General features: G+C 40.1%; 22 protein-coding genes and 1 pseudogene. 13 read left to right on the plus strand and 10 right to left on the minus strand.

Annotated elements, in window-relative coordinates; all coding sequences use genetic code 11:
* Positions 1–354, plus strand: a 354-nt coding sequence (locus V7L31_RS21575; RefSeq protein WP_334698152.1) for a hypothetical protein, incomplete at its 5' end; no start/stop codon positions are given.
* 135 nt (positions 355–489) lie between these two features.
* Here the strand turns inward: V7L31_RS21575 and V7L31_RS21580 are convergent.
* Together V7L31_RS21580 and V7L31_RS21585 are read right to left on the minus strand one after the other, a co-directional pair.
* Positions 490–777: pseudogene (locus V7L31_RS21580) on the minus strand (transposase); the annotation flags it as partial.
* Positions 778–1,122: 345 nt separating this feature from the next.
* Entirely contained in the window at positions 1,123–3,390 is a 2,268-nt protein-coding gene (locus tag V7L31_RS21585) for a transglycosylase domain-containing protein (RefSeq protein ID WP_334698153.1), read from the minus strand.
* A gap of 432 nt (positions 3,391–3,822) precedes the next feature.
* Between V7L31_RS21585 and V7L31_RS21590 the strand changes: the two genes are divergently transcribed.
* Complete coding sequence (locus V7L31_RS21590) at positions 3,823–4,515, plus strand: hypothetical protein (protein WP_334698154.1); 693 nt, start codon at positions 3,823–3,825, stop codon at positions 4,513–4,515.
* 207 nt (positions 4,516–4,722) lie between these two features.
* On the opposite strand, the gene lspA is transcribed toward V7L31_RS21590, so the two are convergent.
* From lspA to V7L31_RS21605, 3 genes are all read right to left on the minus strand, one after another.
* On the minus strand, positions 4,723–5,199 hold the full coding sequence (gene lspA / locus V7L31_RS21595; protein ID WP_334698155.1) for a signal peptidase II: 477 nt from the start codon (positions 5,197–5,199) through the stop codon (positions 4,723–4,725).
* A gap of 6 nt (positions 5,200–5,205) precedes the next feature.
* A complete protein-coding gene (locus V7L31_RS21600; protein WP_334698156.1) occupies positions 5,206–5,388 on the minus strand; it encodes a hypothetical protein in 183 nt (60 codons plus the stop codon).
* Between the two features lie 72 nt (positions 5,389–5,460).
* Positions 5,461–6,048, minus strand: a complete 588-nt coding sequence (locus V7L31_RS21605; RefSeq protein WP_334698157.1) for a biotin transporter BioY — start codon at positions 6,046–6,048, stop codon at positions 5,461–5,463.
* Between the two features lie 615 nt (positions 6,049–6,663).
* Between V7L31_RS21605 and pstS the strand changes: the two genes are divergently transcribed.
* The 5 genes from pstS (at position 6,664) to V7L31_RS21630 (ending at position 11,104) form a co-directional block, all read left to right on the plus strand.
* On the plus strand, positions 6,664–7,845 hold the full coding sequence (gene pstS / locus V7L31_RS21610; protein ID WP_334698158.1) for a phosphate ABC transporter substrate-binding protein PstS: 1,182 nt from the start codon (positions 6,664–6,666) through the stop codon (positions 7,843–7,845).
* A gap of 143 nt (positions 7,846–7,988) precedes the next feature.
* Positions 7,989–8,939 carry a phosphate ABC transporter permease subunit PstC gene (gene pstC, locus V7L31_RS21615; protein ID WP_334698159.1) on the plus strand — a complete coding sequence of 317 codons (951 nt, stop codon included), beginning with the start codon at positions 7,989–7,991 and terminating at the stop codon, positions 8,937–8,939.
* A gap of 19 nt (positions 8,940–8,958) precedes the next feature.
* Positions 8,959–9,840, plus strand: a complete 882-nt coding sequence (gene pstA, locus V7L31_RS21620; RefSeq protein WP_334698160.1) for a phosphate ABC transporter permease PstA — start codon at positions 8,959–8,961, stop codon at positions 9,838–9,840.
* A 57-nt stretch (positions 9,841–9,897) separates the two neighbouring features.
* Entirely contained in the window at positions 9,898–10,704 is an 807-nt protein-coding gene (pstB, locus tag V7L31_RS21625) for a phosphate ABC transporter ATP-binding protein PstB (protein ID WP_334698161.1), read from the plus strand.
* Positions 10,705–10,822: 118 nt separating this feature from the next.
* A complete protein-coding gene (locus tag V7L31_RS21630) occupies positions 10,823–11,104 on the plus strand; it encodes a hypothetical protein (RefSeq protein ID WP_334698162.1) in 282 nt (93 codons plus the stop codon).
* 39 nt (positions 11,105–11,143) lie between these two features.
* Here the strand turns inward: V7L31_RS21630 and V7L31_RS21635 are convergent, their stop codons facing one another.
* Positions 11,144–11,710, minus strand: a complete 567-nt coding sequence (locus tag V7L31_RS21635) for a Uma2 family endonuclease (RefSeq protein WP_334698163.1) — start codon at positions 11,708–11,710, stop codon at positions 11,144–11,146.
* A 146-nt stretch (positions 11,711–11,856) separates the two neighbouring features.
* Between V7L31_RS21635 and V7L31_RS21640 the strand changes: the two genes are divergently transcribed.
* Genes V7L31_RS21640 through V7L31_RS21650 form a run of 3 tightly spaced genes read left to right on the plus strand, consistent with a single transcriptional unit; the run spans position 11,857 to position 15,973 of the window.
* Positions 11,857–12,261 carry a type II toxin-antitoxin system RelE/ParE family toxin gene (locus tag V7L31_RS21640; RefSeq protein ID WP_334698164.1) on the plus strand — a complete coding sequence of 135 codons (405 nt, stop codon included), beginning with the start codon at positions 11,857–11,859 and terminating at the stop codon, positions 12,259–12,261.
* Positions 12,261–12,968 (plus strand): helix-turn-helix domain-containing protein, encoded by a 708-nt coding sequence (locus tag V7L31_RS21645; RefSeq protein ID WP_334698165.1) that lies wholly within the window; start codon positions 12,261–12,263, stop codon positions 12,966–12,968. The genes V7L31_RS21640 and V7L31_RS21645 overlap by 1 nt, the downstream gene beginning before the upstream one ends.
* A 32-nt stretch (positions 12,969–13,000) precedes the next feature.
* Positions 13,001–15,973: a CHAT domain-containing protein gene (locus V7L31_RS21650; protein WP_334698166.1), complete on the plus strand. Its 2,973-nt coding sequence runs from the start codon at positions 13,001–13,003 to the stop codon at positions 15,971–15,973.
* A 22-nt stretch (positions 15,974–15,995) separates the two neighbouring features.
* Here the strand turns inward: V7L31_RS21650 and V7L31_RS21655 are convergent, their stop codons facing one another.
* Positions 15,996–16,460 (minus strand): DUF29 domain-containing protein, encoded by a 465-nt coding sequence (locus tag V7L31_RS21655; protein ID WP_334698167.1) that lies wholly within the window; start codon positions 16,458–16,460, stop codon positions 15,996–15,998.
* Positions 16,461–16,611: 151 nt separating this feature from the next.
* Positions 16,612–17,208: a glyoxalase-like domain protein gene (locus V7L31_RS21660; RefSeq protein ID WP_292849024.1), complete on the minus strand. Its 597-nt coding sequence runs from the start codon at positions 17,206–17,208 to the stop codon at positions 16,612–16,614.
* A gap of 196 nt (positions 17,209–17,404) precedes the next feature.
* Between V7L31_RS21660 and V7L31_RS21665 the strand changes: the two genes are divergently transcribed.
* Together V7L31_RS21665 and V7L31_RS21670 are read left to right on the plus strand one after the other, a co-directional pair.
* A complete protein-coding gene (locus V7L31_RS21665; RefSeq protein ID WP_179066496.1) occupies positions 17,405–18,028 on the plus strand; it encodes a sigma-70 family RNA polymerase sigma factor in 624 nt (207 codons plus the stop codon).
* A gap of 104 nt (positions 18,029–18,132) precedes the next feature.
* Positions 18,133–19,215, plus strand: coding sequence for a tetratricopeptide repeat protein (locus tag V7L31_RS21670; RefSeq protein ID WP_334698168.1), 1,083 nt, complete (start codon positions 18,133–18,135; stop codon positions 19,213–19,215).
* A gap of 711 nt (positions 19,216–19,926) precedes the next feature.
* On the opposite strand, the gene V7L31_RS21675 is transcribed toward V7L31_RS21670, so the two are convergent.
* Positions 19,927–20,649: a hypothetical protein gene (locus V7L31_RS21675; protein WP_334698211.1), complete on the minus strand. Its 723-nt coding sequence runs from the start codon at positions 20,647–20,649 to the stop codon at positions 19,927–19,929.
* Between the two features lie 296 nt (positions 20,650–20,945).
* The gene (locus V7L31_RS21680) at positions 20,946–22,430 is read right to left on the minus strand and encodes a sensor histidine kinase (protein ID WP_334698169.1); all 1,485 of its coding nucleotides are present in this window, start codon (positions 22,428–22,430) and stop codon (positions 20,946–20,948) included.
* A 388-nt stretch (positions 22,431–22,818) separates the two neighbouring features.
* Between V7L31_RS21680 and V7L31_RS21685 the strand changes: the two genes are divergently transcribed.
* Complete coding sequence (locus V7L31_RS21685; protein WP_334698170.1) at positions 22,819–26,442, plus strand: hypothetical protein; 3,624 nt, start codon at positions 22,819–22,821, stop codon at positions 26,440–26,442.
* The last annotated feature ends 43 nt before the right edge of the window (positions 26,443–26,485 follow it).

Below are 26,485 nucleotides of genomic sequence, written 5' to 3' on the forward strand. Positions count from 1 at the left end.
GAAAAGAAAAACCCTATTTTCAGAGGAATTTTAACGACACAAAAACTGCATGAACAAAAACCGCCTAAAAACCCACAAAGTCAACAGCCTAGGCTTAGGGGAAAAGTGAGTATCTTTTTTTCTCAGTTGCTCAAGATTGAACGATTCATACTCTTTATAGTCCATAAATATTCTCTTTTTTTGGAACGCAAGTTTTTGTGGATAAATACAATTTGTATTTCAAACTTAGAATTCCCACAATTTTGTATAAAGTATCACTGTGCCGAATCGGGAAAATTGTATATTAATAAATTTAATAAACCTCGACCGCCCAAGAAGGGTGCTGTGCTAGAGAATGGCGCTCAAAACCATTGATATAGCTTGCCTATGCTAAATAAAGTAAGAAATTTGGTGCGGTAGTTTCTTACTTTAGGGGTTGCTGAAAAAGTCATAAAAAAGCAATTTCAAGGGTTGACCAGTTATTCAACCATGAACAGAGATAGTTTTATGTTATTTATAGCTAGCCAGAAGATTATTTTCAATTATGTTAAACTGGGAAAAAGGTCTATTTTTGAAAAATAGACATAAAAAAGCATAAAAAACCCGCGACAGGTGAGTAGAAAGATTCATCACTAAAAAAGTAATAGCAATTGCAGTTTCAGAAGTATGAGACAGTTTTGCCATCACTCGATTGAGACTAAATCTTCTTTTAGCTTGCCCAAATTTTCCTTCAATACAATTACAAATTCTCTCGGATTCTAAATCTTGTTTCTTTTTTTCTTTACTAGCACGTCTCGCTACGGATGGTCGCTTTGATGCAAGGGTTTTGGGGTATTTTACGTTCAAATCTTGCACCTGAATATACTTCTTTGGTCTGAAAATCTCAGAGTGTCAGCTTTTCTTTCTTTTTCAGCAACCCCTAAATAGACTGTGAGCAAGAATGTCGGGAAATGGGAGGATGACAACATCGGCAATTAGGGGGCATGGAACATCACCCATCATTTACCTCCAAAAGCCGCCTTAACTCCTGCTTTAAAACCTCCGGATCTGGCAAAAAAAGTCGATATCTTGACACAAAAAGCTGATTAGAAATACCACCCATCGCATACTCAACCAAAATCTCATACTTATAATGCCCATTTTTTACCTTGTAACTCGCCGCATATAATTCCCCCACAACTGAGCTGCTTGAGCGCTGCTGCCAGATGTTGGGGAATTATTGTCGTTTCCCAGCCAAACGCCAGTTACAAGTCGCTGACTGGGGATAAAACCAATGAACCATAAGTCAACGTTTTTATCAGTCGTGCCAGTTTTACCAGCTTCCCCTAGTCCAATAGCAGCACTACGACCAGTGCCTCTAGCGATGACACCACGCATTAAAGTAGTCATTTCATCGGCGACATCGTTTTTCAGCACTTGTTTGTTAGCAGCCGGATCTTGGTCGAAAGAGTAGATTACCCGACAGGTTTTGATATCATTGCGATCGCTGCAATCACCACTGTCTAAAATTCGGCTAATGGCATGGGGAGGATTGGACACACCGCGATTACCAATAGCGCCAAAAGCACCAGTCATTTCCAAAACATTGACCACGCTTTGACCTAGTACTAAGCCAGGAACCGGATCGAGGTTTGATTTGATCCCCAAACGCCGCGCCATTGCCACCACTTTATCTAGCCCAATTTCTTTAGCAACTCCCAAGGCAATAGGATTTTCTGAAAGCGCTAGTCCAGTGGCAATATCTAAACTCCCAGCACTTGAACGACAGGGTTTATAAGTAAAGCCTTGCCAAGTTAAAGGAGCGCAGGAATAACTTTTGGATGGTGAAATTCCCTGTTGAATAGCAGCAGTATAAGCAAAAATTTTGAAGGTGGAACCTGGTTGTCTTTTGGCTTGAACAGCACGATTGAACTGACTTTTTTTGTAATCAGTTCCACCTACCATTGCGAGGATGCTGCCTGTACTAGAGTCAAGAGTTACCACCGCTCCTTGAGAAAAATTAAAATTTCTACCAGAGTTGTTCACCGAATTATTCAAAGCGGCTTCTGCTTGTCTCTGTATGGCTGGATCGAGCTTGGTTTCAATGATATAATTGCCCTCTCTTGCGGCTCCCTCCCCTAAGATTGATTCCAGTTCAGAAAAGACGTAACTGTAAAAATAAGGTGCGATCGTTTTAGCTTGTTGTTCGCAGACTTTAGGACTAATTTGGACGGTGGAGCGTCTAGCGCGGTTGGCATCCTCTGGTTTAATTTTGCCCATCTCCAGCAACCGCTTAATCACGCGATTCCGGTATTCAGCCGCTTCTAGCTTATTTGGCCCATTCCCACAAAAATCGAAGGCGTTGGGAGCAGGTAAAATTCCTACCAATGTTGCTGCTTCTGCTAAAGTTAATTCTTTAGCCGATTTATCAAAGTAATACCGGGCTGCATCCTCAAAGCCAGAGGTATCTCCCCCCAAAAAAACCCGATTTAAGTACATCAGCAAAATATCATCTTTGCTGTAGAAGGTTTCGAGTTTTAGGGCGACAACTGCCTCTCGCAATTTGCGTCCAAGGGTATCTTGTCTGCCTACATACTCACGGAACAAACTGCGGGCAACTTGCTGGGTAACAGTACTGGCTCCTTGTTGGACATCTCCACTGCGGCTATTGATTAACACGGCTCGTAAAATACCCAGAGGGTCAACCCCAAAGTGCCAGTAATAACGACTATCCTCTGAAGCTACTACGGCAGCAGGCAAATAAGGGCCAAATTCCTCTAATCGCTTCATGTCTACATGAGAGATTGTCCGAGGCTCTCTCAGGGGGGTGGCTCCATCACGGGCGTAAACAACTACTGGGGCGCGTGTCGCTGTGGGTAGAGGTTTAACTTTAAATTTCAGCCATTCGACGCCAATGACTAGCGTTAACAGGGCAGTGACACCACCTATACCATAAGCTGTCCAAGTTGCAGCTTTGACATACCATGCTGGTGGATCGACGTATTGCAAACGTACAGAAGCGGCAAGTTCTGGGGGCCCCAGAGTCAAAATATCGCCGTGACGAAGTTCTAGGGAGCTAACACGACGCTTGCCACGATAGATGCCGTTAGTCGAGTTTTCGTCTTTGATGACAAAAACTGGTGTGCTATGAGTGGAATTTCGCGATAGTGACAGGTGAATTTGGCTGACAACAGGGTTACGGATGACGATATCGCTGGATTTGGAGCTACGACCGAGAATATAGCGATCGCCCAACAGTGGATATACCTCTGCTTTATCCGCCCCCGCATCCTGCACCCAAAGTTCTGGTACTTTGGCATTAGGCTTGAGCGCCAATTTAGAAAAATCGACTCTAGCTTGAATCGTATGTACTGCTTGAGTCAGTTGACCTAGTAAAGTTTGTGGCTTGTGAGGCGGTTGGGGAGAACTCATCGGCTATTCACATCACAGTTTTTAGTGAAGAATCGGGCGAATTACAATCAATTCTAGATGTTAGTCTTTCATCATTTTACTCATAAGCCAAAGCATAAATTAGCTATACGGAACTTTTTGATTTAATTTATACTTAAATTTATATTACAAACAGTATTGATTTGTGATTTTCATCACTTATTTATATCAGCATAAATTTTTTTACTATTCTCAAAGGCTTATTTAAGCTACTGTTATAAGCTCAATAACTACACTCACAATTTTTTATTGTATTCTTTAACACTAGTTATCAGCAAATAACAGGTTTTATTTTTACTAATTTTATATATCCACATACTCTAAAACCAACTTAAACATCTTCATTTAGGAAGATTTTCTAAATCTTATTGTCTGTTTTAATGGGCCGAGTGTTCCGTTGAGGTTAATTTCAGAATGATGGGAAAATCTCTGAGCCTGATTGGTGCAGCTTTATCTTTGGCACTTACCACTAATATTGCTGTAGCCGAATCCAGTAAATCCCCCATAGCTCAATCTACTGGTAGCGAATCTACTAGCGCACCAACGGAAATCAAGATGTCGCCAGAAGGTATGAAAATTCTGTGCGAGTATTTTCCGCTCAACTCCCGCTGTCCCAATGGCACAGCAGCTACTCCTAGCGCTCCTAGTAGCACTACAGTACCAGCAGAAACCACAACACCAACAGAAACTAAAACACCTGATAGCACAACTGCACCAGGTAGCGTTACCCCAACTCCGCCTGGCGCTCCCGAAAGCACTCCAGCACCAGGCGCTCCTGGCAGATTAACCCCAGCACCAGGCGCAGGCGCTCCTGGCAGATTAACCCCAGCACCAGGTAGCATTACCCCACCAGCACCAGGCGCTCCCGAAAGTACTCCAGCACCAGGTAGCCCGATCGCACCTGCACCAGGCGCTCCTAGCAACTTAACTCCAGCACCAGGTAGCTCAACACCCGAACAACCTAGCCCTCCTGGCAGCACTACCGAACCAGGTAGCTCAACTCCACCTGAACAACCTGGCACTCCTGGCACTCCTGGCAGTAGTATCGAACCAACTCCCACGACTCCCGGCTCTAGTGCGCCAAAAACTCCTACCACAGGTAATTAATTTAAAAGCTGGTGCATAATCTAAATACTAGTTTGCCATCAGCGATCGCCTGTGCGTCTTTTTTAACCTATTGCACCAGTTATTCAAACTGGTGTCAGGTAAAAAATAAAAATCGCTGAAACCTTATAGATAAAGTCTTCGCATATAAGACTGAGCAAGGGTTTCACTAATCAATAGCCTGGGATTAATCATCCCAGGCTTAATAGTTTAATGCGATCTGCCAGTTGAAGTTGGTGTTTTTTGTAAGGAAGCAATTAACAGGCAAACAATACCAATACTAATAAATGAATCTGCCACATTAAATACAGCAAAGTTAATCAGGCGAAAATCAAGAAAATCAACAACATAGCCTAAAATAAAACGATCGATACCGTTGCCCATCGCTCCACCTAAAATTAAGCCATAGCCTAACTGATCCCACAAATTTAAGGTTGGGCCAACCAGCGCCAATGCTATCAAGACTAAACTCACTCCTAAAGATAACCAGCGCAACCACTCTACTTTCCCACTTAAGAGACTAAATGCAGCACCAGTGTTAGTGACATAGGTAAAGTGAAATATCCCAGGTAAGAGTGGTAATGTCTGCCCCAAACTAAAGCTTTGTACTATCCAGTACTTTGTTATTTGGTCTAAGAAAAAAACGATGAAGGCAGCTATCCAGAAAAGACGATTTTTTAAATGCATGGTGAATTAGTCATTGGTCATTGGTGAGCCAGCATGGTCTTCTCCCTTGGCGTTAGCCTCTCCCTTTGGGAGAAGGGGAGACGCTACTAAGAGCGATAGCGTCGGCGGCAAGCGAGTCCGCGAGCGTCTGGGGGTTTCCCCATGAGTGACTGGCGTTAGCGAGGCACGAGCATCACCCGTAAGGGTCATTGGTCATTAGTCATTGGTCGTTGGTCATGAGCTTTTGACAAATGACAAAGGACAAATGACAAATAACATCAACTAATAAAACATTAAGTGACGCAATATATATGCTATTACACTAACTGCACAGACCACAGTTAGTTGACCTGGTAGCGCAAACCAGGAGTATCTGAGGATTGCTTGCATTAAGGATAGATTTTCTGTGCCTTTCCACTGAAAAAGATAGCTAATAATTAAATAAGTAATACCGCAGATGTGGAGAGTTAACAAGCCACAGATACAGCTAAAGGCAAGAGTTTCTAGTCGAGGTCTAGCTTTAAAGGCGAACAAGCCACAAATCCAAGCTCCAGGAATAAAACCTAGTAGATAGCCAAACTGAGATAGCTTGACATAACCAATACCACCGCCATCGGCAAATACTGGTAGTAAGGTTAACCCCATGACTAAATAGGCGATTTGTGAGAGCGCACCGGCATTTTTGCCCCCTAAACAACCCACCAACAACACTGCGCCAATTTGAAAAGTGACACCTAAAGAAAAAGTCTGAATTCCGTGCTGACTCCAAGTCCAAGGTAAGGTAATCCCATAAACTTCTAGGAAAGTACCACCCATTGTCAGGAGTAAGCCAATCATAGACCACAGTAATTGATTGGAAGCAGCAAACATTTATCAGGCAATTAAGGAAAAGCAAAAGGGAAAACCAGCAGCAAATAGTATATTCATTAATATTGAAATGAAATCTGTGCTGACATCTTAAGAACTAGCATATTTTCTTTTGCCTTTTCAGTATGTATGTAATTTTTCAGTTCTGCGAATTGTGGCTGAGGTGTCTATTATCTGATTTTATTGACTGAGCTGTGTTCTAAATCTGGTATCTTACTTAGATAAATGGTAAAATAAATATTATTTTTTCAATTACTACCTAAGTTTAGCTACAAATTACTTAGTATTTATAGTGATTCCAGTTGAGATAAATACTGACATAACAATTGCATACAGGTGAAAAATGCTAACAGAACTTGGAGGCAGGAAGTAAGTATATCTGATAATTATAAAGTTTTGTAAATACGTATAATCAACTTATTAATGTAGTGCTATCTGTAAGTTAAATCTCAAGCGAGAGTATAAAATTTATCAAGATAAACTGGAAATAAGCGTTTGTTCTTCATCAAAAAAAAACAAGTATTTTTTGTTCTGTTAACCTATCGTTAATCTTTATTGTTGTGCTTTAGGAGTATCTTAGAAACGCTTACCTGAAAACTTACTAAAAAATTGATAGCGATGCTCTTACGTCTTAGTGCAATAAAAACTCATCGCCTCACAGGTTCAATTTCAGTGTTAGCACTGACAATCAGCCTAGCAGGTTGTGGCGGCGGACAGCAAACCCCAGATACAGCCACCAAGGACACACCTTCTGGCACTGCTACAGATACTACTGCCTCTAGCCCAGCTAAATTAGACCTTGGTGGAACCGTAAAGTTAAGCGGGGCTGGTGCGTCTTTTCCGGCACCACTATACGATACCTGGTTTACAGATTTAAACAAAAAATATCCAAATCTGCAAGTTGACTATGCATCAGTTGGTAGCGGTTCTGGAGTTGAGCAATTTATCAAAGGCACTGTAGACTTTGGTGCTAGCGATGTAGCAATGAAGGATGAAGAAATCCAGAAAGTACCAGCAGATAGAGGTGTAATTTTACTGCCTGTGACTGCTGGTAGCATCGTGTTGGCTTACAACTTGCCTGATGTTCCAGAACTAAAGCTGCCACGAGCCGTTTACGCCGATATTTTACTAGGCAAAATCAAATCTTGGGATGATGCCCAAATTGCCAAGGCTAATCCAGGTGCAAAACTTCCTAAACAGCCAATCACAGTTGTTTATCGTTCCGATGGTAGCGGAACCACGGGTGTGTTCACCAAACACCTCAGCGCGATCAGCCCAGAGTGGAAGAGTAAAGTCGGTGATGGCAAAACTGTCAACTGGCCTGCGGGAGTCGGTGCTAAGGGTAATGAGGGTGTTACCGCTCAAATTCAACAAACTCAAGGTTCTATTGGTTATGTCGAGTACGGCTATGCCAAACAAAATAGTCTCAAGTTTGCTGATTTGGAAAACAAAGCCGGTAAATTTGTTGTAGCTAGTGAGGAGTCAGCCTCTAAAACTCTGGAATCAGTAGCTTTACCGGCAAACCTCCGCGTCTTCATTTCCGATCCCGAAGGGGCTGATTCCTATCCAATTGTTACTTACACCTGGATTTTGGCTTACAAGAAATATCCTAATGCCGCAAAAGCTAAGGCGATCGAAGCTGCGATCGAATACGCTTTAACTGATGGTCAGAAGCAGGCTACTTCACTAGGGTATGTTCCTCTACCTGCAAACGTCATCACAAAGGTGGCTGCGGCGGCTGACCAAATTAGTCCAGAGTATAAAATTTCTGTTACCAGCGGTAGTAGCGCTAGTAAGTAAACAATCACACACAGATGCTAAGTAGTAACTTTAAATACGGAGTTACTATTGTATTTAGTTTAAATAGATGATGAGGCGACAATTTTACTAAATCTGTTTGCCTCCCACATTTTTCTCTGATTTAATTGTGAAAGTCGGTATTCATGACTACAAATTCTCAAAATCTGTCATCAGCGATGAAAAATCGCTCTGGCGCAGAAAAATCCCTAGATCAGGGTTTTATTTGGCTAACTAAAATTTTCGCCTTTGGGGTTGCTGGTACTTTATTATGGATTGGGTCGCAGGTTGCAATTGGCTCTTGGCCTGCTATTCAAAAGTATGGTGCTGGCTTTTTAGTCAACACTACTTGGAACCCGGTTAATGATAGCTACGGGGTGCTACCTCAAGTCTATGGAACTCTTGTGAGTTCTTTTATTGGTCTGCTGATTGCAGTACCAATTGGGGTTGGTACTGCGATTGTCCTGAGCGAAGATTTTTTACCTGCGAAAGTGAAGCTGGTACTGGTTTTCGCAGTAGAACTACTCGCAGCTATTCCCAGCGTTGTCTATGGCGTGTGGGGGATTTTTGTCTTGGTGCCAATCTTAACCAACTTGGGAAAATGGCTCAATGGTTACTTTGGCTGGCTGCCATTTTTTAGCACTTCTCCTACAGGGCCAGGAATGTTACCGGCGGGAGTCATCTTAGCGATTATGACTTTGCCCATTATCACAGCTTTATCCCGCGATGCCTTGATTTCTGTACCCCCCAGTTTGCGCCAAGCCTCTATAGGACTGGGAGCAACCCGCTGGGAAACAATCTTGCAAGTTCTCATCCCAGCAGCCTTTTCAGGCATAGTTAGTGCTGTGATGCTGGGACTCGGCCGGGCAATGGGAGAAACAATGGCTGTCACAATGTTAATTGGCAACTCCAACAACATCAGTCTTTCTCTTTTAGCACCAGCCAATACGATTTCTTCTCTACTGGCAAATCAATTCTCAGAAGCTAGTGGTTTGCAAGTTGCGGCTTTAATGTACGCGGCTTTAGTTCTATTTTTCTTGACACTGGTAGTCAATATTCTGGCCGAGTTGATCGTTATGAGAGTCAAGCGAATATAGCTTAGTTTTTGGTTAAATTATGACTTCTAATTTTCCAGAGCGCAGTTTAACTCGCTCCGCCATGTCTCAAAGAACACTGTTTAATACAGTGATGACCGTAATCGCTTTTACCTGCGGAGCATTGGCACTTGTTCCTTTGCTAGCAGTACTCTCTTATGTGATTATTAAAGGCTTTAGCAGTCTGAATCTGGCGGTGTTTGTGGAACTGCCACCCAAAGCTCTCCAAAAGGGAGGAGGCTTTGGTAATGCAATTTTAGGCACACTAGTAATGGTAGGAATTGCTGCCTTGATTAGCATCCCCTTTGGAGTTTTGGGGGCGATTTACATCACAGAATTTAGTTCGGCGAAAGTTGCTAGATGGGTACGTTTTGCGGCTAACGTCCTGAGTGGAGTCCCCTCGATTATTGCTGGGGTATTTGCTTATGGGATTGTAGTTTTAACACTGGTAAAATTGAACTTAGGATCGTATTCAGCTCTTGGTGGAGGGTTTGCACTGGCAATTTTGATGTTGCCCATTATTCTGAGAACCACTGATGAAGCGTTACAGTTAGTATCGCAAGATTTGCGACAAGCTTCTGTAGGGTTAGGAGCGACTAACTTTCAAACGGTAAGTCAAGTAGTTTTACCAGCAGCCTTACCAGCTATTGTAACTGGGGCAACGCTAGCGATCGCCAGAGCATCTGGAGAAACCGCACCATTGCTATTTACTGCTTTATTTTCTAACTTTTGGCCAGATGGTGTATTCCAACCAACAGCTTCTCTGGCTGTATTGGTTTACAAATATGCTATTTCTCCGTTTAAAAATTGGCAATCTCTAGCTTGGGCAGCATCTTTGATTTTGGTATTGATGGTTCTAATCACAAGTATCATCGCTCGCTGGGCAACTCGCAAAAAAGCTTAGTAAACAACCATCCACAGTGCAAATTCCCATCGCTAAAATCAACACTAAATTTAATTTATGGCTACCAACACTAGGACAGTGAATGACACTGAAACCGTTTTACGGGCTGAAAATCTCAATATTTACTACGGCAAGTTTTTAGCCTTACAGAATATTTGGCTAGATATACCGAAAAATCAGGTGACTGCTTTTATCGGCCCTTCCGGTTGTGGTAAAAGTACATTGTTGCGATGCTATAACCGCCTCAATGACCTGATTGAGTCATTTCGCGCAGAAGGTAAAATACTTTTTTACGATAAAAACTTGTATGCACCCGATATCGACCCTGTAGAAGTGCGTCGGAGAATTGGGATGGTGTTTCAAAGACCAAACCCATTTCCAAAGTCAATTCATGACAATATTACTTTTGGAGCTAAAATCAACGGCTACAAAGGTGATTTCGATGAATTGGTAGAAAGCAGTCTCAGAAAGGCAGCTTTGTGGGATGAAGTCAAGGATAAACTACATCAAAGTGGCTCGTCTTTATCTGGTGGACAACAACAACGGTTATGTATTGCTCGTGCGATCGCAGTCCAACCTGAAATTATACTGATGGATGAACCTTGCTCGGCTCTTGACCCCATTTCCACCTTGCGTGTTGAAGAACTGATTCACGAACTTAAAGAGCAATATACTATTGTTATCGTCACTCATAACATGCAGCAAGCAGCGCGTGTTTCTGATAAGACAGCCTTTTTTAATGTTCGGACTTCAGAGAAAGGAACCCGTAGCGGTTATATGGTAGAGTATGACGCAACAGAATTAATTTTCAACAATCCTAAGCAAGAAGAAACCAGAGATTACGTCAGTGGCAAATTTGGATAAATATTTATTTTACATTGTTGATATTAAAGCAATGAGGGATACTCGGAAATTAAAGATGTTCGATATTCCTCTATGTTTTTTTATTTGAAGACTTTTTTCTTAAACGAACCTCATCTCCATGCAGTCTGAAGTCTATTACTTGGTGCGCTCAAAAACTGACGGTAATTATCTCATCGCTCGTCCTGATGCCGAAACGTCGGGTTATTTATTGCTGTTTCAGGAAAATTTTGAAGCTCTCAGCTATCTCAATACCCATGCAGCAGAAGTGGCAAATCGCTTTGCGGTTGAATCTATTGCGCGTACACAGTTGGGAAATTTGCTCAAACGCTGGGGTTTTAGCGGTGTGGGTATTGTGAGTGACCCGTTATTGCCCAAAGTTGAGTTTTTACAGCACAATTAACTAATTCGTAATTCGTAATTCGTAATTCGTAATTTTATCTTAAGTAAATAAAAGAGCGATCGCACAAGTAAAATTAGGCAATATGGGTGAACTTAATTCATCACCACTGAATAACGTAGCAACTAACTTTAAACTTGCTTGTTCGCGTCGATATACTTCCACCTGTTGCTTGCGCCAATCTACAATCCAATATTCTCTGACACCTCGTGATGAGTAGAGCTTAAGTTTTAGTTCTCTGTCCCGTTTTTCGTTTTCACTACCAGCAGATAGCACCTCTACAACTAGTTCTGGCGCACCTGTCAAATGTCCCGCCTCGTCTAAAAGTAGGGGTAATATCTCGTAGCTAGCCCAGACAACATCAGGAATAACATTATCATTATCGCCAAAAATTATGCCTGGAGCAGTCACAACTTCTCCCAGACCAGTAGTTTGTGACCAGTTATCCAAGGAAGTGCTAATTCTGACACAAGTTTTTTGATGCTTCCAATGGGGCGCTTTAGTCACAAACAATTCTCCGTCAATAATTTCATAGCGATTCCCGTTATCTGGAAACAACTCTAAGTCGGCGGTAGTCCAGCGCACTCTCTCAGATATCGGCTGGTTCATAAATCATTTTTGTTAGGGGATTTACCTATTTTAGCCTGAGTGGAAATTGAACATTTTAGTTGTATTCCCATAATCTATGCGATATTCCTTATAAAGAATAATATATTGACATTCCTTATAAGGAATACTATAGTTTGAGGTAGGAAGTGAATTGGACTTGGGAACTTTATCAAGATGTCAATGGAGAAATCCCCAAAGATTTGCTTGCTTTTTTCATTAGGATGATTCCTGAAGAGGAGCAACCAGAAAATCCACCACAGCCATTACTGAGTCCTTCCGAAACTAGACGTTTACAAGTTAACCTTGGCTACCTGTGTAACAAAGGACTCGCATCACTCACCAGTGGCATCTTTGAGAAACTTGAAGATGACCTGTATGAGTTACGTATGACCAAGAGCGAACATAATCCAAGGTTTATTTTAACGGCTGCGAGTCCTCAGCGATTTGTTGTGCTGCACGCCTTTATGAAGAAATACGACAACGCTATTAAAGATAGAGACAAAGAGCCTGCAAGAGTAAGATTACGTGAATTGCAGCAGAGAGAAAATTGATGAAAAAACCTAATTTTCAAGCTTGGTTGCAGCAGAAGGTAAGTGACGAGCCAGAAGTGATTTTGGCAGGAAAGTTAGAGTATCTACGCCTATATCTTACTGATGCGATGCGGGAAATACGTAATAAAGCAGGATTGACTCAGGCACAGTTAGCCCAAAAACTGGGAGTAAAGCAGGCGGCTGTGTCCAAGTTGGAGTCGGCATTAAAGGAACATGAATTGGAATCGGTGTTGCACTATTTACATACCTTGGGTGCAGATTTGCTGGTAGCCGTCAAACAAGGGGATGACTTATATCAAGCTAGTGATAACGAAGGTGTGTTGCTGGTAGATGTACCAGATGTAGTTTTCCAAAAAGCATTGGCGGCAAACATGAGCGTCCGAGAATATGTGCGTGTCGCTGTTGAGAAGTTTTCTGGCGAGGGTGATGGACTGAAAACAGCTTTGGTAAAACTACTTGAAAGTGACGATTTGGTGGCGGTGAAAGTAAGAGCGCGTTTAGGTTCAAGAACAATCCAAGAAGTTGCTGTAGAGTTGGAAAAATGTTTGAGTCTATCTGAAGAAGATAGGATTTTCGCTGTGAAAAATGTTTTGGCTGCTAATGTGGCGTGTGGAGAAAGTAATCGTGGAAGTAGTGATGAAGTTGATGAAATTGAGTTGTTGGATTTAGCTGAAGAAGTGCTGGGGAAGTTAGGTATTTTTTTTTAAAACTAGAACTCATAAACAGGAATTAATTAGTAGTGGAAGACAAACGCCTTGATGCTTATTTAAAACTAATTCAAGAACTTATCCAATCTTCTGAGGGACAAGAACCGGAGATATTAGAGATTCATAAGAACCTGATAGACACTGGTTTAGTAGAGACAATGAAGCAGGTAGCTGCAAAATTAGTAGAACAGGGAGACAAAGACAATGCCATTTTTCTGCGTAAGGTTGCTGTTACAATTTCTGCTAATTTAGGAGAGCCATCATTAGCAGAAACCTATGAAGAACTTATTCAAATGATTTTACAAGCAGTTCATAATAGTAAAAAAAATCCAGATATACTTTACTATATCCTTGAAGCTAATATAGACAAAATTAATGATGGTTTTCCTTCTGAATTGAAAAAGTATATAAAAAATTTATTTGAAAGCAATTTATTGTTATCAGAAATAATTGCAGTTGATATAGTCAATTTTAGTAGTTTTATTACTAATTTTTTACTAGGAAACACAGCTATAAATAGAGAAATAGCTATTGCTGGCTACGAAGTTTCACAAAGTATTTTAACTTCGCAAGTATTTCCTCAAGAGTGGGCTGTAATCAAAAACCAACTAGGAAATGCTTATCGTTTTCGTATAAAAGGAGATAGAGAAGAAAATATTGAGTTAGCTATTGAATCTCAGAAAGCAGCATTAAAAGTTTTTGAGCAGATAGATGATTCTCAAAAATGGGCTGATGTAAAAAATAATTTGGGGCTTGCTTACTTAGAACGTGCTAAAGAAAACAAAGAGCAAAATATAGAATTGGCCATATCTGCTTTTAAAGAAACTTTGCAAGTTTTTACTAAAGAAGTATCTCCCAATGAATGGGCAGTAACTCAAAACAACTTAGGTATCGCTTATCTTGATAGAATTGCTGGGACTAGACCAGAAAATTTAGATTTAGCTATTACTCATCTTCAAAAAAGTTTACAGATTCGTAGCAAATACCTTGACCCTATAGCATGGGCTACTACTCAAATGAATTTGGGAATTTGCTATGGTGAGCGTTTTAAAGAAGATTATACAAATGACTTAAAACTAGCTGCCAATGCTTTTCAATCTGCTTTACAAATTCGTACCCAAGAAGCTTTTCCAGAAGACTGGGCATTAACTCATAGTAATATTGGGCATATCTATAACTTGCATGGATATTTTGCGAAGGCAATTGAATCTTTCCAGTTAGCCTTAACCGTTTATAGCTACAAAATATTTCCGCTTGATTGCCTTCTAACGGGACGCAACTTAGGTAACACAGCTTTCTGCATTGGTAAGTGGGATAAAGCTATCCAAGGCTATGAAGCAGCTATTGATGGAGTAGAAACCAGTCGCAGTTGGGTAACATCCGAATCACGTCGCCAGAAAATTTTAGAAGAATCCATTGATGTTTATCAAAATATGGTGCAAGCCTGCATCAATGCTGGACAAATAGAAAAAGCGTTTGAATATTCAGAGCGATCGCGTTCCAAACGCCTGGTAGACTTAATGGCAAGCTACAACCTCTCTCAAGGCGAGGAAATTCCCCCAAAAGTTCAAGAATTATTGCAGCAGTATGAAGAACTGCAACGGCAAATTGACCAAGAACGCCAAAGCCATAAATCTGAAAATAGCCGTAGTGAAACACGCGCTGCTTGGGAGGCTTATAATGAAGCGATCGCCACTCTAGAAGCCCAAAAACAACAAGTTTGGGAAAATCTCAGACGCGAAGATCCCGTATTAGCTGACGAAATTCAAGTTAACCCCCTCAGCTTGTCAGAAATTCAAAAGCTAATTGACCAACCCAATACAGCTATCCTCAGTTTCTACACTACTAACAGCGACACCTATATTTTTGTCGTCCAGCAAAACCAGATTACTCTCCACACCTGCACAGGACAAGGCTTAAATACATTGCAAGGATGGATTGAGCAGAATTGGTTATTGCCTTATAGGGATGAACCCAAAAAATGGGAAACTCAAATTAATAGTATTCTCCGCGAATTAGCTGAACGCCTGCAAATATCTGAACTCATTTACGAACATCTTGAAGGAATAGAAGAATTAATCTTAGTACCTCACCTGTTACTACATCAGATTCCCTTTGCTGCTTTGCCTACAGGAGAATATCAGGAATATTTAGGAGATAAATTTCTCACTCGTTACAGCCCAAGTTGCCAAATTTTAGAATTTTGTCAACAACGCGATAATATAGGGACATTTAATGAAATATCTCTACAATATGGAACTGTGGAAGGTGCCGAAGATAACCTTCCCTGTGCCAGATTTGAAGGCGAACAACTCGCCAAAATGTACAACATTCCACTAGAAAACAGATTAATTGGCAGCAGTCAAGCTACCTCCAAAAACTATCGAGAATTAGCACAACAAGTTCAAGTACTTCATTCCTGCCACCATGCCCAATCTCGCCTCGATAATCCCTTAGAATCACAGTTAAAATTAGCTGATGGTAGCATCACCTTGGGGCAGTTAATGACACCAAGCTGGCGCTTACCTCAACTTGTAGAAGTATTTCTGTCTTGCTGCGAAACTAATTTGGGTACTCCTTCCCTAACTGACGATATTCTTACTCTCTCCACAGGCTTTTTGTGTGCTGGTGCTAGAAGCGTTGTTAGTACTTTGTGGTCAGTCAATGATTTAGCCACAGCATTATTTTCCATCTTTTACTACCAGCAGCGACAAGAAGGTAGAAACCGTCCTGAAGCATTACAGAAAGCGCAAATTCAACTACGAGAATTTACAAAAGTAGACCTAAATAAAATATTTCAGGAAGTAGAAGTAGGGGAAAAAGCACTGATAGGAAATAGAAAAAAATATCCTCCAGATTCTATCGAATATCAACAATGGAAGCTTGAATATAATATGTATACTAAATTGAACAGACGAATTAAAGAAATTGAAAACTCTACTCAGCAATTTCCTTTTTCAGAGCCTCATTACTGGGCTGCTTTTATTTGTCATGGTTTACGGTGAGAAAATAGTAGTATTGTGACGATTACTCGCCCTGTTCATCAATCTGATTAAAATTTGGTAAGAATTTAGGATTCAAAGTTTGGTCTAAAGTGTAGGGACAGATTTCTGGAAAAACATTTTCACCCAACTCAGTTTCTCGAATCGCTAAAGCCAAACCTAGTTCATAAACACTGAAGAAAACTTCATCAAGATAGGGTTTCAAACTAGGGCTATCTTGCAGAAGCAGTTTAATTTGAACACGTTGCTCTCGAATTGTACCCAACCAGCTATTGCTACGTTTTTCAGGTTGAAATTGCCATTTTAGTAGATGTCCTAGCAATACTCCCAGCCGATTTCGCAATTCTTGCCGTTCTCTTCTGCCCAAAGTTTCAATTTCTTCAATCAGGTTAAGCGTATCTATTTGTTCCCACTGTTGAGTTTTGAGCAAGCTAACCTGCTTTTGCGTCCAATCATAGAAATCTGTTTCATATAGGTGAGATGTGTACATTTTTTCCACTTTATTTACACCTATCTACTTACCTACACCTGCGGTAACGCTTGCAGTAAAATCCAAAATCTAAAAATAAATATTGGGTTTAGCAATGCATACGGCGGCAAGCTACGCTAAACCCAGGCTCAAATAATCTAAAATTTCGGAACTAATTCGCTACTTCAGCCACTTCAATAACTCGCCCTTCATAGTCCTTGACTAAAAAGTTCAGGGGTTTCTGGTTACGAATCTTCAATTTCAAACCGCGCGTTTCGACTCGCATTAAAATCATTTCCAGGCAGTCGTGGTCAAAACAAACGTGGCGTTGCTGATTTTTGCTACCTAAGCTCGCGCCAGTAATAATGTGTAGCTGGGTGTTTTTCTTCAATTGATACCACAGCCCATCGTTGGCATTATTCATCATTTTACCAGACAAGCTCGGCCCAGTAGACATATATAGCGGATCGATGCCAGTTGCGCCTATAGTTTGTTCGTAGTTGTAGTAGTAGTGCAATGGCACTTCAGCTGCCGGCAAATCTAGCAGCCCTTCATACAACTGTCGGGCAATTTCCAAATCTGACACCATTACAGTATGTACTTTTGGCGCACTGGTGAGAAACATCCACATAGCACCAGCGTAAGCTGCTAGCAGCATTACCATAATGCCTTGGGTGGAAAATAGGCTATCCAAGGGCAGGGAAGGCAGAAAGGAGCCTAAAGTAAGGGGACTGACCAGGAACGATATCACACTAGCTGCTATAACCATGAACAAATAAGGATTCTATAAGGTAGTTGATTTTATGACTGTCGATTAAGACTAAAATTAAGTCCTTGTTTCTAGTTTATCAATACTCAAGTAGTCTGAGTCTCATCTACAAACTGAACAACACCAAGATATTATGCGATTAACTAGGGGAGTGCAATTCCCAAAACTATTTTAACAATTATCAATCGCAAGGCTCATGCAAATTCCTCATTTTACGGAAGCTAATCACCCGCTAGTAAAGTCGCTATTTCATCACAGTGACCATGAACTACTGACTCTGTTTCAACGCTATCCAGATGCCGGAAAGTACTTTACAGTGATTTTTTGCCGCTATAGCCCTATAGTCTATACCTTAATTCGGCATTCGGCGCGATCGCCTGTGCAAGCAGATTATCTGTTTGCCCTCACCTGGCGACATATCTATTACGAACTCGGTGGACTCAAATTAACTGACTCTGAATCAGGCGAGGAAGCCTTAACCATGCAAAATTGGTTAATTAATATGACAGCTTTCTGTATTAACGAAATTAAATTACCACCCACAGAAGCAATTCATTATTCTCTGCAAGCGACTTCGCCACCGCTATGGTGCTATGTAGAACAGGCGTTAGACCAACTACCACCAATTTTACGATTAATCGTGTTAATGTCTCAAACTTTCCACTGGAGCGAAACTAGAATCGCTGCCTATCTCCAAGCCGAAGGAGAAGCGATCGCTCCAAGTGTTGTAGCCAATTTTCTTCAGGAAGGCTATCGTATGCTAGAGGACAAATTACCCGCAGATATCCGCGCTATCTACTTTGGGGAAGATTTTGCTTAATCATAGCTTAAGTACAAATGCGTATACTGAATGTCTTCAATTTAAAAACTTAAAACTTCTTCTTAGACCTTCTACTTAAACCCGCAACTTGACGGGCAATTTTTATGAAACAACAGCTTGTATTTTCCTGGCAAAAGGTAGGCTTAATTTGTGTAGGTACTGTTTCTCGTCCCCAGGTACTTTTACACAGCTTTTTACTGTTTACTTTTTTGCTGAGTCCTGTAGCTGCGAGTGTGGTTGATATTACGCAACAACTCCATCGACCTTTAAATAGTTCCGTTGGGCGACAATCAAGAGATGAAGCAGATAGTTTACTGCGTATCGGTGAACAACAATACACTTCAGGATATGCCGACAAAACAGTTGCGTCTTGTTTGCGGGCACTAGAACTATATCACTCAATTGGCGACCTGAAAGCACAAGGTCTCGCGTACAATTTGCTTGCAAAGGCTTATATCCAGCTTGGTAGTTCAAAAGAGGCTGAAGATGCTTTAAGAAGAGAATTAGCGATCGCTCGTGATACTAAAGACTTCCAAGCTCAAATTTTTGCACTGAATAATATCGGTACATTTCTGCTGCAACAAGGCGAATCTGCTATTGCTGGTAAAACAGTCGAAGATGCGCTCGCAATTGCTCATGGTGTGAAAAATATTGAAGGTGAAGGACTATCTTTGAGTAATTTGGGTTTGGTAACTGCCAGGTTGGGAGATTACAACAAGGCAATTAAGCTTTACGAAAATGCTTTAACTTTCCGCCGTCAGACTGGTGATGCCATCGGTGAAGCAAATACCCTGAATAATTTAGGTGATGCCTATTTAGCATCGGGAAATTATCAAGATACTATTGCTACTTATGGTGAAGCAATGCGGATAGCTAAAACTAACCGCGATCGCACTAATGAATTAAGAGCAATTGACGGTTTAGTTACGGCTCATACTGCTGTCGGACGTTACGAACGGGCCTTTGACTTACTAGAGCAACGTTTAGCACTCGCTAAAGAATTGCAAAATTTGCGAGAAGAATTAAAATCTTTTGAATCTTACGCTCAGTTATATAAGCAACAAGGTAATTACTTAACTGCCCGTAATTTTTACGAAAGGGCAATTACACTAGCGCGGACATTGGAAGACAGCAAGCAAGAAGTGCAATTGCAGGATCAGCTAACTCAAATGCTTCAGCGGAAGTAGTAGTCAATTTAATGTTAAAAGGGCGCTTAGAAACCGCGTCTACACAGTCAAAACCCACTTGCGTGGGTTATAAAAACTAGATTTTTTCTTAGGGAATTCCAAGAAATAAATTATCCAATATTGTGGGGTGGACATCTTGCCATAGGTGTCAACTCCAGATGGGAATAGCTTATCTGTTGGCTTCCATGCCCACCCGGAAATAAATAAATGAGTAATGAGTAATGAGTAATAAGTAATGGGTATTACTTATTACTTCAAAAATAAATTTTTTTGGCTTTTAGCTTAAGTCTACTTCAGTAGACTGGAGATTTTTGGCGATATTTAGTCATCTGAAAATGACTTTAGCTATGAGACGGGAATTTCAATTTCCGGCGGACAAGTGGTTTCGCGTTAAGTTGACACCAATGGCATCTTATCCACCCCACGAGAGTTAATTGGATATTTTTATTATTTTATCAGTCTCTTAGCCCAGGTTGGTGTGGCTCTTATTTGTGTAGCTGCGAATGACTTGAGACTGTTGGTCAATTCACGGTTGGTTTGATCCCTCACCCCTAAAACATTGGTTTGGCCTTGCTTTCGCACCCTGAAATAAATTTCGGGCTAATAGCTCAAGTCCGTTTCAACGGACTGAAATCATAGTAATGAGGAATGGTGGTTATACCCCTATTAATTTGCCAACAGTCTCATGACTTTGCCCTAGCTCTAAGTTGATTAATTCAAAAGTACTGAACCATTTCGTTCGATTCTCATCGCGCTTCTACCCTGTGTGGCATTTGTGGCTTCCTTAAATGTCACTTCCAAGCTTCCCGGTTCAGAAGAACCTTGTGGAGTCACTATTAACTGTCCGCCATCTTCTCGTTCAAATGTCACTGTTACTGGTGCTTTGAGATTTTGCAGTATTACATCTGACTTACCTTGTAGCGATCGCGGTGCAGTATCGCCAATTACTTGGAAAGTTACATTAGCCGCAGTCTCATTTACCAACCTGACATTAACCCTACCATTATTGAGTGCGATCGTCGCACTAGGGGTTTGTCGTGGTTCTAGTTGTGGTTGTTGGTCGGTAGAAACCGCGCCTGGTAAAGGCTGTTGAGTTTGAGCGCCAGGGTTTGGGCGTGGTAGCCTGACACTTGGTTCTGGAGCTTCCCCACCACCGGTACCCAATCTTGTTTGCTCTTGTGATGAAGTAGCAGGTACAGGAAGAACCCCTTGAGCGGCTAGTCTTTCTGTTAGCGCGTTGGGAGGACATCCCTGTGGTACTACAACTTGATTATTGTGTGGTTCTTCGTAAAAAATACGAGGACAAGGGTTAATTTTGGGAATAGATTCTTGGGCTAATACTTGAGGAATTGCAGGCAGGCTAATCAGCAATCCTCCACAAATAGCGCCAAATAAATCAACGGACTTGCGAAATTTTTGAGACTTCATATTCATCATTGACTCCGAAAAAAACATCCAAGTTATCTTTTTTAATATTTTTCAAACAGCTTAAATTATTACTATTTAAGTTGTTTGTGTGTTTATGCTCAAAATAATCATACTAAGTAGTTCTGTTTTTTGTATCTAACTGTAGACATGAAAATTATCTAAGCTTTGAGATAATTTTTTCATTCATAAGAATGAAAATTCTCAATCATTAGTGAGAAATTACGCCAATTAATCAAAAACAATAATGAGTTATGAATTATTTAAAATTCATATATCACAGGAAACAGAAATTTATGAGCAAATTAAGACTCAAGAGTTATTGGTAGAGTAATAGTAAAGGTAGTGCCAATGCCTTGGGTACTTTCAACTTGAATATGACCCTGATGATGTTCGACAATAGCTTGAGCGATCGCTAATCCTAATCCTGAACCAGTAGCGCTAGCTGTAGCTGTATTCCCAGTCCGATGAGTACGTGCCGGATCTACTCGATAAAAACGGTCAAACAAGCGTGGTAATGCTTCCCCTGGAATTCCAACTCCGGTATCACTCACCTTAACTTGCAACTGAGCATTGGTGTTACGTAGTCCAGAAACGCGATTGATTCCCTCAATCCGTGCCAATTCTACTTTCACTCGTCCACCTGCTGGAGTGTAATGCAAGGCGTTAGCGATTAAATTTGTGAACAGCCGCACCAATTGATCCCAATTACCCACAAGGGTAAACCAATTTTCCAGTAATTCGGGGCTAGTTTCAGAGGCAGGAGGATCAACTAAGTCTAGAGAAAGGGCGATTTTTTTTTCAGGGACTAACAATTGTTGTTCTTCAACCACCTCCATCAGCAAAGCATCCAGCGGACAAGCCGAAAAAATATCTTTGCTAATACCACTATCCTGCCGTGCCAGGAAGAGTAAGTCATTGACTAGCTTACCCAAACGCTGCGTTAACCGTTCCACTACCTTTAACTGTTGCCGATACTGCAAAGAAGTAGTCGTTTCTGTCTCTGCTAAATCCAAGTCAGCAAGAGCAACTTGCACATTAGTTTGAATCAAAGTAATGGGACTTCTAAGTTCGTGAGAAGCATCAGCAGTAAATTGTTTGAGGCGTTGATAAGACTCGCCAACAGGTTCCATCGCTTTACCCGAAAGAAACCAACCACTTGCACCTACCGAAAGTACCATTAACCCAATACCTAGCGCCAAATCAAAAATTAACTGGCGACTGGGTTTAGTGACTTCAAACCAAGGATGACTAACACGCAGATATCCTAATACTTGCCGTCTCACTTCCACCCGTTGTGTGACTTGTCGTAATAAGAGTGGGGAAGGTGGGGCCCCCTGTGGGGATAAGGGGTAATGGGAAGTTAGCAATTTGGAATTTTCATTCCCTCCCTTGACTACACGCACAGTTTCACCAGTACGGTTAGCACGAATGGGAATATTTAGAGGTTCAGATAGCGTTGACCAAAGTAATTTTCCAGTCGGACTAAACCATTCTAGGTCGATGTGGTCATCTTCTACAGTATCAGTATTATCACGAAGACTGGCTTCTACATTAATCCGAAATTTATCTGCATCAGCATCAATTGGGTCAAATATCAGCGTAGACGCACAGCGGCTAGTTGTAAGACAACGCTCCACTATTTCTACTACATGATTAAGGGTATCATCAATCCGCTCAATCAATGTACTGCGGACGTATAAATAAACGCCACTGGCAAATAGTAATAGTAATACAGCAGTAACAGCAGTGTACCAAATTGCAAGACGGCGGCGAGTAGCCTGAAACATATTTTTTCACCTAAATTTTTGACTGAATATCTACATTACGTGTTTGTACGGCTAAAAAGTAGCTCAATTTTCTCGCTCTGGTAATTTTGCTGAGGTTTAATTTTTACTGAAGAATTACACTCTTGTTGCAGTAAATCTGCTTAATCCTCTTTTATTCTTTACAGACAAGATAAAAAATCGGTTTTCTTAGGCTATTTATAGCGAATTAAGCAGAACTATTGTTGAGTAAATTTAAATAAATCAACAGAAGTCTAACTTTTAAAAATTAAATTATTGCTAGCTTGTGATAATTACAAATTTATTTTATCGCCAATGAAACGAGGGTCAATATCCAGCAACTTGAATTCATTCTAATTTTTATTCTCGATCTACCAAGCAGTATATTTATATGGTGGAAACTCGTAAAATCTCAAGTTCAAGGATTTTAAGAATCTCGCTAAAGAGATTAAAGAAAAATCTAAGACTAATTGCAACTTGCTTTTTATCTTCAACAATTCTGTTCAAAACAATCTTAGTACAATTTTCTGCGATCGCCTTAGAGGTTGATGGTCAAGATAAGATTGGTTTGATTGTAAAAAATAATCCAAATACTATTGATGATAGTTCGCTAGGATTTGACAAATTAAATAAATCCCAAAGTCAAGCTCTATTAAAACAAACTTTAAAAAATGCTAATTCTAACTTATATAAAACTAAAGAAATATCCAAATTTACCAGAATTGATTTAATCGAGGAAAATAATGCAGATGCTACTAATAAGAGGTTCCTGAAATCGGTTGAAGCAGGGATGAAGAGCAAATCATCTGTGGTAGAATCCACGGATGATTTAGCAGCCCTGAAAGAAAGTCCAACGGAGGTCTTAAACCCTTGCCCTCTCTGGTCGCAGCAGGAGACAAATAGCACAGAATTAACGAGTTCCTCTACCTCCTGCCCGACGCTCACGGACTCGCTAACACCACGTTATCTGTATCCTATTCTCCTCGATGATTTAGACAGTTTCCAAAGTCAAGCTAAATTAGAACAAACTTTAAAAGATCCCAACTCTAACTTAGAAAAAACTAAACAGTTATCCAAACTTACTGAAATCGATTTAATTGGACAAAATCATCCAACTCATAGCAATAATAATTCGCCCAAATCGGATAAATTAGATAGTTTAAAAAATCAAGCTCAATTAGAAAAAGCTTTAAAAACTCCTAACTCTAACTTAAAGGAAACTAAACAGTTATCCAAGCTTACTGAAATAGATTTAATTGCACAAAATCATCCACTTCATAGTAATAAAAATTTGCCCAAATTGGATAAATCAGATAGCTTGCAGAGTCAAGCCCCATTCAAACAAACTTCAAAAACTACTAACTCTAACTTAAAGGAAACTAAACAGTTATCCCAATTTACCATAGCCGACGTTATTCCAATTGAACAATATAAAGTAGAGCCTCCTAAACCATCTGATGAAGGTGAAGACGAAACTAAACCAAATACAACTAAACCATATACACCAACGCAACAAATACTAATAGAAAAACTACGTGGTTCAAAAAAGCAACAACAAGTAAAACAAAAACAAATAATTATTGATGCTCTCACATTTAGTGCCAATAAATATCCTTGGATTGTTAACCCAACAGATAACCTTACTTTTTCCACAGAATTATTTAAGCCAAGTGAAGATGAAAATTATATAGATACGGATATAAGTGTGAGATTTTCTGGGGATAACCAGATTATTAATAAATTTACTTATGCTAAATTCCCTAAAGCTGACCAATTTTATTGGGTTCTCGATAATAATAGAATAGTAGTTGAAACTAAAGGCTCCCAAGTAGGCATTTTCTCTCAAGGAAGACAAACCAATACTTATATCACCCAAAATGTGACCTCCCAGCAGGCATTTTGGGGATTGCAAACCCTGTTCGCTATACCTACAGATTTTCAAAATTTAGCTGGAGATGTTGGTACTGATAATTTTTCTATAATTTCAATAGCAGGAGAATTGATAAATCCTGAAGGTATACCTGCTGGGAGAGTTATTATTAATAGTGGGATTGACACAAACAACCCTAATGTCACGGTTCTCAAAAATGCTACTCCAAATCTTGGTATTGCCTCTACTTTAAGTGTGAATGGTGGGCAAGCTTTGTTTCAAGCTTTAGATGCTATTAATGCTCCCAAAATTCTCCAAGGCTTTCCAACAACGAATATACAACCTTTACTTGATGATGGAAACGTCCAACTTAAAGTAGGTGAAGTTATTCCTAATAGCGCCCTCGAAGCTGCTGGTATCTCCTGGGGAAATATCCTGACGGGAGAAGGTTTTGGTTTTACTGCTCCTGTCTCTTCTTTTCCAGGTATTAAGATTGCTCAACTTGGAAAATTTGATAACTTGGATTTGTTAAATGTAGCAGTCAATCCTTTTCTCTCTCAATCCGAGAAAGACTTTCATTATCTTAACTCTTTACAATGGCTATCTTTAGGAAGAAGACAACCTGTATTTCAGACACTATCTCAAACTCAAGAAACTTCTGATTGGCACAGACTTTATGTTAGCCATCCTCATAATCGGAGCTTAATTCAATATGATCCAGTTGCAATTAAAGCTACTTATACAAATATTTTTTCTGCTCCAGGATTATCCCTAACAGCTAAATTAAGCGATACTAGTGTTGATGCTATTCAATCAGTGAATTCTACATTAGGCTTGCTATTAGGTGGAGTTTTTGAAGCTATTAAAATCGATAATATTCAACATGGTCTAGAAGAAGCTAGACAAAAATTTAAGAATGGAGAAGGTTTTACTCCTCTAAATACACCTGCTACAGCTGACCAAAGAAGACAAATTAATAATAGGCTAAATCGTACTTTATCTTATGCCAATGCATCCAGTGGACTAGAGCAAGTATCTGGAACTTATACACTTCCTAGTCAAGTCACTCCCAATAACTCCAGCATTTTGCAAGTAAGAACGGGAAACTACAAACGAGCCGTTCAGTTTCTTGAAAGAAACATCACTATTTTAAATGAAGGTGATACGTTTTTTTCCGATCTCAGGCTCTCTAATAAAACATTTGGGCCTCTCACTTACATTGGTATCCCAATTCCTTTAAATGATACTTCCATCAATCCTATTAACGAATCGTCTGCGGCAGAAGTAATTTTGACAAACCCCCAAGGGCAACAATTTGTACAAAAATTTAATTCAGCAGATACAACATTAGTACCGCTACAGGTGCGAGCAGCTGATTTAGCATTTGATTATATGGAACTCACTAGAGTTGACAAAATAGGTGTTAGTTTTAATAACTTTAATGGTTATCTATCTTTACCGACAGTTGAATTATTAGCAGCGGGTTCTTCTGGAAATTTTAACTATAGTGCCAACTTAGGAACGTGGTTTAATGTAGATGCCAACTCAGCACCAGGTGTTTCCAATAATAATTTGGGGATAGAAGAACCAACTTTTGGTATTTATACTAATATACTCCTCAACTATATTAAAACTGATGTCCGGTTAAATTCAGCCAAAAAGCCTGTAGCTATTAATACTCACGTACCATATTTGAGATTTAATTGGAATAGTGCCTCTAATAAAAATAATCCTTTTTCTACTTATTTAAGTTATTTATATCAGCATCAAGAAAAGAATTTCGGTTTTTCTTTAGCTCCTGGTGTAGCTTTTATTGAGAATAATAGCAATGGTGAATTTTTAGGTCTTTTTAATGGTGAATTTAGTACTAGTCATGGTTTAAATCTAAAGACAAACCTAGAGATGGGCAAGGAATGTTTCTTTGAATTTCAAGGGTTACAAAGAGTTAGTAAAAATATTTCCGCTGGTGTTTATCTAAAAAATTATAGTGTTAATAATATTGGTTTGAACAGCCGAGTTTCTGGCTTCAACTACGGAATCATTTTGAGACACAATTTCCCAGATAATAGTGTATTTATAGAAACTCAAATTGGTACAGGCGAAAATGGTTTTGACCTTAAGCTTCAAGGTGGTTATCGATTTTAATAGTATTAATGTAACGCACCAAAATAGAGACGTTGCAATCCAA

This window comes from Nostoc sp., from assembly GCF_036916655.1.
Taxonomy (GTDB): Bacteria; Cyanobacteriota; Cyanobacteriia; order Cyanobacteriales; family Nostocaceae; genus Nostoc.

Excerpts from the sequence above, each read along its gene's own strand:
- V7L31_RS21665 (WP_179066496.1), top strand. The coding sequence starts at position 17,405 with ATGCAAATTCCTCATTTTACGGAAGCTAATCACCCGCTAGTAAAGTCG.
- V7L31_RS21660 (WP_292849024.1), bottom strand. The coding sequence starts at position 17,208 with ATGGTTATAGCAGCTAGTGTGATATCGTTCCTGGTCAGTCCCCTTACT.
- V7L31_RS21685 (WP_334698170.1), top strand. The coding sequence starts at position 22,819 with ATGGTGGAAACTCGTAAAATCTCAAGTTCAAGGATTTTAAGAATCTCG.
- V7L31_RS21670 (WP_334698168.1), top strand. The coding sequence starts at position 18,133 with ATGAAACAACAGCTTGTATTTTCCTGGCAAAAGGTAGGCTTAATTTGT.
- V7L31_RS21680 (WP_334698169.1), bottom strand. The coding sequence starts at position 22,430 with ATGTTTCAGGCTACTCGCCGCCGTCTTGCAATTTGGTACACTGCTGTT.
- V7L31_RS21605 (WP_334698157.1), bottom strand. The coding sequence starts at position 6,048 with ATGTTTGCTGCTTCCAATCAATTACTGTGGTCTATGATTGGCTTACTC.
- lspA (WP_334698155.1), bottom strand. The coding sequence starts at position 5,199 with ATGCATTTAAAAAATCGTCTTTTCTGGATAGCTGCCTTCATCGTTTTT.
- V7L31_RS21630 (WP_334698162.1), top strand. The coding sequence starts at position 10,823 with ATGCAGTCTGAAGTCTATTACTTGGTGCGCTCAAAAACTGACGGTAAT.
- pstB (WP_334698161.1), top strand. The coding sequence starts at position 9,898 with ATGGCTACCAACACTAGGACAGTGAATGACACTGAAACCGTTTTACGG.
- pstS (WP_334698158.1), top strand. The coding sequence starts at position 6,664 with ATGCTCTTACGTCTTAGTGCAATAAAAACTCATCGCCTCACAGGTTCA.
- V7L31_RS21600 (WP_334698156.1), bottom strand. The coding sequence starts at position 5,388 with ATGACCCTTACGGGTGATGCTCGTGCCTCGCTAACGCCAGTCACTCAT.
- V7L31_RS21590 (WP_334698154.1), top strand. The coding sequence starts at position 3,823 with ATGATGGGAAAATCTCTGAGCCTGATTGGTGCAGCTTTATCTTTGGCA.
- V7L31_RS21645 (WP_334698165.1), top strand. The coding sequence starts at position 12,261 with ATGAAAAAACCTAATTTTCAAGCTTGGTTGCAGCAGAAGGTAAGTGAC.
- V7L31_RS21675 (WP_334698211.1), bottom strand. The coding sequence starts at position 20,649 with ATGAATATGAAGTCTCAAAAATTTCGCAAGTCCGTTGATTTATTTGGC.
- pstA (WP_334698160.1), top strand. The coding sequence starts at position 8,959 with ATGACTTCTAATTTTCCAGAGCGCAGTTTAACTCGCTCCGCCATGTCT.
- pstC (WP_334698159.1), top strand. The coding sequence starts at position 7,989 with ATGACTACAAATTCTCAAAATCTGTCATCAGCGATGAAAAATCGCTCT.
- V7L31_RS21585 (WP_334698153.1), bottom strand. The coding sequence starts at position 3,390 with ATGAGTTCTCCCCAACCGCCTCACAAGCCACAAACTTTACTAGGTCAA.
- V7L31_RS21635 (WP_334698163.1), bottom strand. The coding sequence starts at position 11,710 with ATGAACCAGCCGATATCTGAGAGAGTGCGCTGGACTACCGCCGACTTA.
- V7L31_RS21655 (WP_334698167.1), bottom strand. The coding sequence starts at position 16,460 with ATGTACACATCTCACCTATATGAAACAGATTTCTATGATTGGACGCAA.